The sequence below is a fragment of the Chitinophaga filiformis genome (assembly GCF_021646545.1).
GTDB classification, from domain to species: domain Bacteria; phylum Bacteroidota; class Bacteroidia; order Chitinophagales; family Chitinophagaceae; genus Chitinophaga; species Chitinophaga filiformis_A.
Genome location: NZ_JAKIRP010000020.1, coordinates 60326 through 72248, shown reverse-complemented (window position 1 = coordinate 72248; position 11923 = coordinate 60326). Strand labels below are relative to the sequence as shown.

At 49.1% G+C, this 11923-nt stretch carries 6 protein-coding genes; all 6 read left to right on the top strand.

The annotated features are described in order from the left end of the window. The first annotated feature begins 369 nt into the window (after nt 1-369). The 6 genes from L3C95_RS31515 (at nt 370) to L3C95_RS31490 (ending at nt 11735) form a co-directional block, all read left to right on the top strand. Nucleotides 370-852, top strand: coding sequence for an RNA polymerase sigma factor (locus L3C95_RS31515; RefSeq protein WP_236394580.1), 483 nt, complete (start codon nt 370-372; stop codon nt 850-852). Between the two features lie 222 nt (nt 853-1074). Further along, a complete protein-coding gene (locus tag L3C95_RS31510) occupies nt 1075-1674 on the top strand; it encodes a hypothetical protein (RefSeq protein WP_236394578.1) in 600 nt (199 codons plus the stop codon). 1004 nt (nt 1675-2678) lie between these two features. Further along, complete coding sequence (locus tag L3C95_RS31505; protein WP_236394576.1) at nt 2679-4877, top strand: B12-binding domain-containing radical SAM protein; 2199 nt, start codon at nt 2679-2681, stop codon at nt 4875-4877. Further along, complete coding sequence (locus L3C95_RS31500; RefSeq protein ID WP_236394574.1) at nt 4878-6818, top strand: 7TM diverse intracellular signaling domain-containing protein; 1941 nt, start codon at nt 4878-4880, stop codon at nt 6816-6818. Nucleotides 6819-7269: 451 nt separating this feature from the next. Then, on the top strand, nt 7270-10245 hold the full coding sequence (locus L3C95_RS31495; protein ID WP_236394572.1) for a SusC/RagA family TonB-linked outer membrane protein: 2976 nt from the start codon (nt 7270-7272) through the stop codon (nt 10243-10245). 11 nt (nt 10246-10256) lie between these two features. Next, nucleotides 10257-11735 (top strand): RagB/SusD family nutrient uptake outer membrane protein, encoded by a 1479-nt coding sequence (locus tag L3C95_RS31490; RefSeq protein WP_236394570.1) that lies wholly within the window; start codon nt 10257-10259, stop codon nt 11733-11735. Nucleotides 11736-11923 lie beyond the last annotated feature (188 nt).

Genomic DNA, 11923 nt, shown 5'->3' with positions numbered 1-11923 from the left:
TATATTTTCACCCGCAAAGATATTCAAATGTTATTTGCTAAATGCATGTGAATTGGCAGAGCGCTTACTGACAAAAGGAGCGGCATCACCGGCAATGTACCCGATCCCGGTCCGGATGCCTGGTAGAGGAGCAGCGAGACAAGCATCTCCTGCTGGGGCTGAGGCTGGAAAATATCATGCCCGCATTGCGTATATTTAATGGCATGTATTCCGTAAGAACCTCTGCCAGATATCTGTTTGAACTCGCCACAGACACACGGTGGAATAAGGTCACTGAGCAGGATACGTAAAGTAGTTATCCCAACAATAGATCCAGCAGGCCTGTAATTTTTGGGGCGTTGCAGCGACTAATCATATAAAGCGCACACCTTGGAAAAAGAATTTCTACAAACAATCAATGAACACCAGGGCATTATCGCGAAGGTCTGTCGCATGCATTGCACAACACCTGCCGATGCCGAAGACTTGTTCCAGGAGATCGTATTGCAACTCTGGAAGGCGTGGCCGGCCTTTAACCGGCAGTCCAAAGTCAGTACATGGTTGTATCGCATCTCGCTGAACACAGCGATCACCCGCTTCAGGAGAAGCCGGACGACGCCCGTTTTTCGTCCGTTGGGCGTTGACAGTGACAACTATGCAGAGCCGCCGCCACAGCGAATCGATGTGCAATACGCCCCGGAATTGCAACAGGCCATCAGCAGACTGAATAAGTTTGATAAATCCCTGTTGTTACTTTACCTCGACGATAAAACTTACAGCGAGATAGCTGAAATACTGGGGCTGAGTATCTCTAATGTAGGTGTGAAGATCAACAGGATAAAGAAGAAACTGAAGGAAATGCTACAACCCTGATTATAACAGCTATGCCCCTCATCATTGGAAGTGAGTGCTTTAAAAACGATTAAACACTGTTAAGTCCTGATTATTGGAAAACCGCTTATGGAAAAATGGCTAATAACAGTCATATCCTGAGTGTCGGAAGCGGTGGAATGACAAACAGTTGAGAAATAGTCCTTTGGTCGTTGGACCGGAATGATTTAAAAACAATTAAGAACAACTACAACTCTGATTATTATGGAACTGGATGATTTTAAAAATAAATGGCAGCAGGAAAATGACAGACTTGCCCGCCAGCAACATAAAGCCCCCGCAGCGATTGAGCAGCTGCTGTCACATAAGACAACTGATCTCGTATCAGTGATGAAAAGGAAATATGAAAAGATTATCACTATGATGCTGGGCAGCATGCTACTGATGATTCTGGTGTTTTCTGTTATATCTGACGGCTTTGCCTACCCGGGATCAGCTTATGGCTTCGCGAAATGCATGTTTTTTTATGTACTGCTCATCGCGTTTTACTGGCTGAAATTCCGAACGGTGTTACATCTTACCTTAAGCGACTTCCTGGAGACAAGAATGACGCAACTGTTACACGTACTTGAAAAAAGCCGCCGGATAGAGATCATTTTCTGTATTGTATTCTATGTGGCACTGCTGACAGTTGGCCGCTTCTTTTACGGAAAAGGGCTGGAGGGATTATTTACCCTGCAGATGCTTGGCCTGTTTTCATTGTCCCTCATTTTTACGGTCGCAATGATCTGGCTGGTCGCCCGCCGCCACACCCGGCAGATTAATGAGCTGAAACAGTACCTCGAGGAATATAAGGCCGCCTGATAACCATTTCGTTTGCATATAGCCGAAAGAGCTGAAACAATACCCAACACGGCTTCGAGCTGCCCCGGATGAATCATCACTCCGGGGCAGCAACGTTTAATCCCACCATTCAAATCACCATTTTGCTACGCCATCACCCGCCGATATTCATTCCGTCGCTACCAGGACACCCGATGAACGCCCAGAGTTTATAAAACCATCATTTTCAATCAGTTTTGGAGATTGTTTCGACTCTGGAAGGCTTCAGCTTCGCTCAGGGTAGCACTTGTGTTCTATATCTCCATATCGCTTAACCATCATCTGGATATCACTTTACCGTCATGTATATATCGATCCGATATAGAAATGTCGATAAAGTGATATAGAAGTGATGCTAAAGCGATATGGAAGCGATAATAAAGTGATATGGAAGCATTAAAGATAGATCAATACCAGAGCGGAATATGAGCGGAGAAATGGAGATGTTTTCAGCTTTGAGGCCGTTTGTGACAGATTACATAGAATGGGGCCGGGGAAACGCCTATTTGTTGCATTTCAGCCGGCCGATGGCGCGGCGATAGCTTTTATAGCCCGGGATGGCAATCCTTGAAAAAATGTCAAGTCCAACCTTAAGGCATGTCAAAGGCATGTCAAAGGCATGGATAGTGTATGGTAAAGACATCTTAGGTTCCCAACGTAATGGTATGGTAAATGCGTACTATCAATACGGGATCTCCGCGTCAATAGCCCTCCGTAGGTGGGCTGTGTTTGTAGCGCGGGGTTTCAACCCCGGGGAAACGAAACGGGTGTCAACCCCGGGGAAACGAAACGGGTGTCAACCCCGGGGAAACAAAACGGGTTTCAACCCGGGAATAAAACGGGTTCACCCCACGAAACCAAACGTGTTTCAACCCCACGAAACAAAACGGAATTCACCCCCCGGAAAACATCCCTGAGAAACCCATTTCAACCCCTAAAACTCAGTTTCGGCCAAATATTAATAATTTGCACCCAAATTGAATGATTTGGGTGCTTCTGTTTTCCTGATTACACCGCCTTTCACTCAGCTGAATACGCCTTACCCGGCCACAGCTTACCTGAAAGGCTTTTTAAATACCAAAGGAATTACCTCTTTCCAGTCTGACCTCGGTATAGAGGTAACCCTGGCCCTGTTCTGCAAACAGGGGCTGCAGGAATTGTTTAGCCTGATCAATAGTCAGCCGGCAGAACACGCAGATAACATCACCCGGATTATCGCCCTGCAGGAGGATTATATCGAGACCATCGACGACGTCATCCTCTTTCTCCAGGGAAAGAATCCCACGCTTGCCCACCGCATCTGCAAACGGGACTTCCTGCCGGAAGCCAGCCGTTTTGCCCAGCTGGAGGACCTGGACTGGGCTTTTGGCTCCATGGGTACGCAGGACAAAGCCAAACACCTGGCTACCATGTACCTGGAAGACCTGTCTGACCTGATCATGGAATGCGTGGATGAACACTTTGGGTTCAGCCGCTACGCTGAAAAACTCGGCCGTTCTGCCAATAGCTTTGATGAGCTCTATACCGCTTTACAGGCAGAATATACCTTCATAGACCGAAAACTGATCGATATACTGGAAAAGCATATGGCGGCCGTTCAACCTAAGCTGGTGGCCATATCAGTACCTTTTCCGGGCAATTTATACGCCTCCCTGCGCTGCGGACAATGGATCAAAGCCAATTACCCTGGTGTAAAGATTGCCATGGGCGGAGGTTTTGCCAATACAGAGCTGCGTTCTGTCTCAGATCCCCGTGTATTTGAATTCTACGACTTCATTGCACTGGACGACGGAGAAGCTCCGCTGGAGAACCTGGTTGCCCACGTGGAAGGCCGTAAGGCGCTGAATGAGTTGAAACGCACCTTTACCATTGTTGACGATAAGGTGACCTACCTGAACGACAAGGCCTGTGGCGACTACAAACAAAGCCAGGTAGGGACGCCCGATTACAGCGATTTCCAGCTGGATAGCTATATCTCGGCCATTGAAGTGGTGAACCCCATGCACCGCATGTGGAGCGACGGCCGCTGGAACAAGCTGACCATGGCCCATGGTTGCTATTGGGGCAAGTGTACCTTCTGTGATATCTCCCTGGATTATATCCGCCTGTATGAGCCGATCGCTGCACAGCTGTTGTGCGACCGTATGGAGGAGATCATCGCGCAGACAGGTCAGAACGGGTTCCACTTTGTAGACGAAGCCGCGCCTCCCGCCTTGATGCGGGCCCTGGCGCTGGAGATACTGAAACGGAAACTCAACGTCAGCTGGTGGACCAACGTGCGTTTTGAAAAGAGCTTCACCCGCGATCTGTGTCTGCTGTTGAAGGCGTCGGGTTGTATTGCCGTTTCCGGCGGACTGGAAGTAGCGTCCGACAGGCTGCTGGCACTGATACAAAAAGGGATCACCGTGGCCCAGGTGGCCCAGGTGAACCGTAATTTTACAGAGGCAGGCATCATGGTCCATGCATACCTGATGTACGGATTCCCAACCCAGACGGCCCAGGAGACCATCGATTCACTCGAAATGGTACGCCAGATGTTTAAAACGGGCATCCTGCAGTCGGCGTTCTGGCATCAGTTCACGATGACTGCCCATAGTCCGGTCGGGCAAAATCCTGAAATGTTCAGTGTGCGTAAGGAGACGGAGGAAACAGGCACTTTTGCCAATAATGACATTGTACATATCGACGAAACCGGAGCAGAACATGAAACTTTTGCCTACGGATTGAAGAAGTCGCTGCTGAACTATATGCATGGCATCTGCCTGGACGATCCTTTGCAGAAATGGTTCGAGTTCAAGGTGCCAAAGACGAAGATAGCGCCCGACTATATCGAAAAGGCATTGCAGGAAGACCAGTATGCCCCTGCCAAACCAACGGCCAAAGTGGTATGGCTGGGTAAGACCCCGGGCGTACAGACCATTACTAAAACCAAGAAGGGCAGTTCCTGGGAAGTAACATCCCTGACTTTCCAGAACAGGAAGGAAAAGGCAAATATAAGTGTGAATAAGGAGGAGGGGATCTGGCTGGCGGATATGCTGGAGAAGCTATCTGTCCGTAACCAGAAGACCTATACCCTGAGAGATGTGATGGATAGTTATGCAGCCGCCGGACTGGAAGATTTTGAGCTGTTCTGGGACAATAAACCGGTAAATTCGCTGTATAAATTCGGATTACTGAAATTGTGAATGAAGCATTTTAACAGGGGAAAGCGGCTCGCTGCCCTGTGCCTGCTATTGTTGATGGCAGGGCTGACAGGGACATCTACCTATGCACAGGAGGCGGTACAGATAGATAGCACGTTACGGGAGCACATTTTCACCTACAATCAGATTGAATACCTGGAGGATTTGCAGGGCACCCTGACCTTTGACCAGGTCAGGAGCGACAGTATTGCCGACCGCTTCCGATCCAGCCCGGTCAGTACACCGCAGAACCAGCACCTGGGCGCGCCGGTATGGTTCCGCGTAAAGATCAAACATGATCCAGCCGCTCACCGGTTTTACCTCCTGGAATTCTTTGACCAGACCATCGATGAAATAGACGCCTACCTGCCTGATACTGCCGGCGTATACCACAAGGAGCGGCTGGGGGATAGATATCCTTTTTCACGCCGCTGGTTCCATCATAAGAACTTTGAGCTATCGCTCGATAACGACCGGCGGGATGAAGCTGTATATTATTTCAGGATCAGTTCCGCGCAGACGGCAGATGTGATCATCGTGCTGCGCTCCATAGACCGTTTTGTGTCCTATGCCCTGAGTGAATACCTCACGTTCGGCATCTTCTACGGCATGATCTTCATTTTCAGTTTCTATAACCTGATCATGTTCATTGCCATGCGACAGCGGCAATACCTGTATTATGTGCTCTACAATCTCAGCGTGGTGCTCTATGAGATGTGTACAGACGGTATCGCCTACCAGTGGTTGTGGCCTAATGCCCCCGCCTGGAACCAGTATGCCTTTGCCTGGCCTTTGCTCAGTATGAGCATTTTCGCCCTCTTATTTACCCGTAGTCTGCTGGCGGTACACGTAAGGGCGCCTTTCCTGAATAAACTGATTATGGGGGTGATTGTGGCCCGCTGCGGTTATTTCCTGGCCTGTCTGCTCATCAATCCCTATTGGTTCAACTATAAGTTCATAGAACTGATCCCCCTGGCGGTAGCTTTCTATACAGGTATCCATGTCTGGTTGAGAGGGTACCGGCCTGCCCGTTTCTTCGTTTTGGGGTACAGTTTCCTGTTTGTCGGCTTCATGCTGAAATTCTTCATTATGCTGGGCTATACCTGGCTGAACTTCGGCATCGTCAGCTATTATAGCCTGAGTTTCTGTTTCATCCTGGAAATGTTCTTCCTGTCCTTCGCGGTAGGCGATAAAGTGCGTCTCCTGAAGAAGAAAAGGGATAAGGCCCACCGGCAGATGATCAGGCAGATGACAGAGAATGCCCGCCTGAAAGACAGCCAGAACCGGGAACTGGAGGCACAGGTACAGGCACGTACCCGGCAGCTGTCGGAACAGGCAGATGTTATTGCCGCCCAGAATGAGGTGCTGGTAAACACTAATGCCCTGCTGGAGGCCCAGGCGGCGGAGATCTCGCGTATGAATGCGCTCCTGGAGCAGGACAATCGCCAGTTGCAGACAAACGTAGAAAAAGTGACAAGGGCGAGAGCCATGTCGTCTTCCCTTGATTTTGAAGAATTCAGCAAGATCTATCCCGATAAAGAGAGTTGCCTGCGCTTCCTCGCCGACCTGAAATGGACGGCTGAGTTCCGTTGCCGGAAATGCGGTAACGATCATTACTATCCCGGTCATCAGCCCTTTAGCCGCCGCTGTAGTAAATGCAGTTATGAGGAATCAGCTACCGCCTATACCATCTACCAGAATATCCGTATTCCTATTAATAAGGCCTTTTACCTGACCTTCCTGGTGTATTCCTCCAAAGGCAGGATTTCCTCTCATAAGCTATCCGAAATCCTGGATATCAGGCAGAGTACCTGCTGGTCGTACGCCACCCGTATCACAAAAATGATGGAGGAAAGGAAGAAAGAACTGAAGCAGGCGAATGGTCAGGGATGGAGTTTACTGGTTTTAGACGAGAGAGAAGAGACAGGAAGTGAAAGAAAGTGAAATTTTTTTAAAGGTACCGAAGCGTATCAGGGCATTTATATAATATATCCGCTATAACTAGGTATTTTCCTTCAGAATCAAGCCTTACAGACCGTTAATACCCAGGGTATCAAAGCGTATCATTTTCATTGTAATTAGCTAATAATCAGTTAATTGTGAAAATATTTTTCATTGTCATGTCTGAAACTCCTCCTATCTTTACAATATGAAACCTGGCAATGGACAATTGAAAGCCTGGTGGTCGTTATGAAATGGAAGGTTCACGTTATGCAGGAGGTTGGAATGCCGGCTATCCGGGTATGAAATGGAAAGTTTATGTTGTGCAAGCAGGGGAAAGAAGGCTATCCGACTTTGAGAACGGTGACTTATTTCCGGTTATTGAACATAAATCAAAATCTAAGAACTGATACAAGGAATTATCCTTATCCGCAAACCAAATTACCGACACATTATGAAAAAAAGGGGAACATTCCTGACAGCATTGCTGTTGGCATTGTGGAGTTTTGCCATGGCGCGCCAGGACGTTGCAGTAAGGCAGGACATCACAGTAAAGGGACACATACAGGACCGGCAGGGCAACGCTCTTCCCGGTGTTTCCATCAAAGTTAAAGGAACTGCAAGAGGTACGGCGAGCCAGCCGGACGGTAACTTCACTATTCAGGCAGCACCCGATGCTGTGCTGGAGCTTTCCTATGTAGGCTACCAGACACAGGAAGTACCGGTGAACGGCCGTACGCAGATCACCATTACCATGGACGATACAAAGACCGACCTGGGAGAAGTGGTGGTTATCGGCTATGGTACCCAGCGAAAGAGAGATGTGACCACCGCCGTGGTGAGTGTCAATACCAAAGATATCAGCGAACGGCCTATCGTCCAGACAGCTGCTGCCCTCCAGGGTAAAGCTGCCGGTGTACAGGTAACCCAGCCGTCTGGTAAGCCTGGCGCTGCCTTTTCTGTAAGGGTGCGTGGTGCTACTTCCGTACAGGCAGGCAACGAACCCCTGTATGTAATTGACGGGGTGCCTACCACCGATACAAGAGATCTCAATACCAACGATATTGCCACTATCACTGTATTGAAAGACGCATCCAGCGCCGCTATCTACGGTGCAAGGGCCTCCAATGGTGTAGTGCTGATCACAACCAAAAGAGGTCGTTCCGGAGATGCTGTCATCAATTTCAATACCTACTACGGTATATCCAAAATTGGTAAAAAGATCGATGTACTGGGGCCTACGCAGTATAATGATCTGATGAGAGAAATGGGATTCACGGTGACAACGCCGACCACTACTACCAACTGGCTGGATGAGGTATTCCAGACAGGTCATAACCAAAACTACCAATTGTCTGCATCCGGTGGCAGCGAGAAATCGCAGTACTTTATTTCCGGCGCCTATACCAAAGACGATGGTATGGTAAAACCGGCCAGGTACAACCGCCGTGTTTTCAGGGCCAACCTGGACAACCAGCTGAAACCATGGATGAAGCTGACCACCAACATCAGCTATTCCAATGTAGACCTCAAAGATCTGAAGGATAATGACAATGCCGGCCGTAACGCGGCCATCCTCGGCGCACTCAATGCACCTCCCATCATCGGGATCTATGAAACCGATGCTGATGGCCACCGCCGTTATACCATGAACCCATATAAATCCGGCTGGGACAATCCGCTGGCAGCCATCGAAGGACCAACCCAGGGCACTAAAGACAACCGTGTGCTGGGTAACGCTGCCCTGGACATCACGCCCATCAAAGAGCTGAGGTTCAGAAGCAACTATGGCGTGGATTACACCAACCATAAGTATGATTACTACCTGGATTACATTATGACCACTCCCGGCCGTAATGATCATGGTTATGCCACCTCGCAGCGGTACAACACGCTGACCTGGCTTTGGGAGAATACCGTGAACTACGATAAGACCTGGAACAAGCATAGCATCTCTGCATTGGGTGGTGTAACGACGCAGAAGAACAATTACGACGAAACCAATCAGACCGGCCGTGATTTTCCTGCTGATCCTACCGTAAAGACATTAAATGCTGCAAACCAGATCACAGGCGATACCAAAGAATCTCAGTGGTTCCTGATGTCTTACCTGGGCCGTATCATGTATAACTATGACAGCAGATATCTGCTGACTGCCAACTTCCGTGCGGATGGTTCGTCCAAACTGGATAAGAAACACAAATGGGGTTACTTCCCTTCAGTATCTGCCGGTTGGCGTATCTCAGCAGAGCCTTTCATGAAAGATGTAAAAGCGATCAGCGACCTGAAACTGAGAGCCGGCTGGGGCCAGAACGGTAACGTGGAAGGCCTGAGCCCATATGCATCCCTGGGCCTCAACTCTTTTGCCCGTCAGACGCCGACCAACCCGCTATCTGGTCCTGCTATCCTGCCTCCGGATGGTGCGCCTAATCCTGATCTGAAATGGGAAACCACTACCCAGACAAACGTTGGTATAGACCTGAGCCTCTTTGATTCACGACTGACTTTCTCTGCAGATGCTTATATCAAGAAAACAGACGATCTGCTGCTGAACGTGAAACTGCCCGATCTGGCAGGATACGACTATATCACCCGTAACTCCGGAAAACTGGAGAACAAAGGGCTGGAGTTCCTGGTGTCTTCCGTGAACGTCGATAAAAAAGACTTCCGCTGGACGACCGACTTCAACATCGCCTTTAACCGTAACCGTATTACGGCACTGGAGCTGTCAGATGTATACTACTTCGCCGGCGTGGAAAACAGGGATAATATCATCACCCTGAGGGAGGGATTGCCGCTGGGTACTTTCTACGGATATATTTCCGAAGGCGTAGATCCGCAGACAGGTAACATCGTCTATAAAGATGTAAACGGAGATGGTAAGGTAACACCGACCGACCGTACCGTGATCGGCAACGCACAGCCTGACTTTACCTACGGTATGAACAATAACCTCAGTTATAAGAACTGGTCATTGTCATTCCTGCTGCAAGGTTCTCAGGGCAATGACGTGTTCAATGCTTCCCGTATGGAAACAGAAGGTATGTACGATAGTAAGAACCAGTCAACAGAGGTGCTGCGCCGCTGGACAACACCCGGGCAGGTAACAGACATTCCTCGTGCAACCAATGGAGATGTGACCAATTCCCGTACCTCTTCCCGTTTCGTGGAGAATGGATCTTTCCTGCGGATGAAGAGTGCTACTTTATCATACACGCTGCCACAGAGCGCATTGTCTACCCTGCACCTGAGCAGATTGATGATCTATGCTACTGCACAGAACCTCTTCACCATCACCAACTACAAAGGCTTTGATCCTGAGGTGAACGCTTTTGCCAGCAATGCCGCGAATGGTGTGACGCTGGGAATCGACTATGGTACCTATCCTGTAGCGAGAACATTTATCCTTGGTTTAAACCTGTCATTCTAAACGTTTGAGTTATGAAAAGAACGAACCGTCTCCTCATCATATCTGCTGCACTGGCATCACTGGTGCTGGGTGCATGTAAAAAAGACCTCAACCTGCAGCCGCCATCCAATACAGTTGTTGGTAATGAAGGGCAGGGTACTGCGGGTTCCTATATAAAAGATGCTGCTACGTCCGAAGCAGCGCTGGCCAGCTGTTATTCCTTCTTCCGTAACAATGCAGCCGAATACTATGTACTGGATTACTTCAATATCAGCGATGCACAGTCTGACAACGCCTATGCAGGTGCAGACAACTCCGCCGGTTTCGAGATCGACGAATTCCGCATACTATCCACCAACTCATGGGTAGCGCGTGACTGGAGTTATCTGTACAACCAGATCACTGCCTGTAACTCTGTGATCGTGAACGTGCCGAAGGTAACCGATGCAGCGCTGACTGCCACCCGTAAGGCGCAGATCGTGGCAGAAGCACAGTTTATCCGTGCGCGTGCTTACTTTGACCTGGTAAGACTGTTCGGAAATGTACCGCTGGTACTCGAAGAGCTGCCTACTATTACGGCCGATAATCTGGCGGAAATCTATCCCTTGTTATATCCTTCACGTACAAGTGCAGACTCTGTATATGACCAGATCAGCAATGACCTGAAGTCAGCCGCAGAGGTGGTACCCGTCTCCGCAATTAATAAAGGCTTTGTAACCAAAGGCGCAGTATACACGCTGCTGGCTAAAATAGCAGCTACCCGTAAGCCAGTGAACTGGCCTGAAGTGCAGGCTTACACCGACCAGGTCATTGCATTGGGTTATAGCCTGCTGCCGGTATACGACCACCTGTGGGATGGCGAACATGAGAACTCAGCCGAAGCCATCTTCGAACTGAACTACGATGGCTGGGATACGGGTGGTAACTGGGGTACATTTATGTTCCTGGGCACTGACTGGAAGAAGTTCTGCAATCCGAGCAATGACCTGATACGTGCCTACCAGGAGGCCCATGACAGCGTACGTTACAGATCAACGATCACGTTTGAAAATGTAAGAGGCAAGTGGGACGATGCCCGCTTATCACTGGATAGCTTTCCGTTCTTCTATAAGATGCGTAAAACTGACGCTACACAGAACATCATCATGTACCGTCTGGCAGATGTACTGCTCCTGAAAGCAGAAGCGCTGAATGAACAGGGCGATGTAGCCGGCGCGAATGCCATCGTTACACAGATCCGCCAACGCGTAAAACTGAATCCGCTCAATATCACCGATCAGTCGGCAATGCGTCTGGCTATCGAAAAGGAACGCCGGCTGGAACTGGCTTTCGAAGGACACCGCTGGTATGATCTCGTACGTACCGACCGCGCTATTCCAGTCATGCAGTCAGTGACCGATGGTAAAGGTGCGAACCTGGGTTATCACCTAACGGAACAAAGCCTGTTATGGCCTATCCCGCAAAGTGAGATGGACCAGAATGCCAACCTCGTACAAAATAGTGGCTACTAGTTGGATATAAGATAGCGTTAACGAAAAAGACTGGTCTCGTCTCTCATGGGACGGGACCTTCTTTTTTGCAGCTTAGCGTAAGCTGGGATCCGCATCGGCAGCTAAGGGACAGGTAACAGTTTTATTAAGACCCGAGTAAGGGTAAAACTTATACAGACAGCAATATTCATCAGACAAGAAAAACTTCC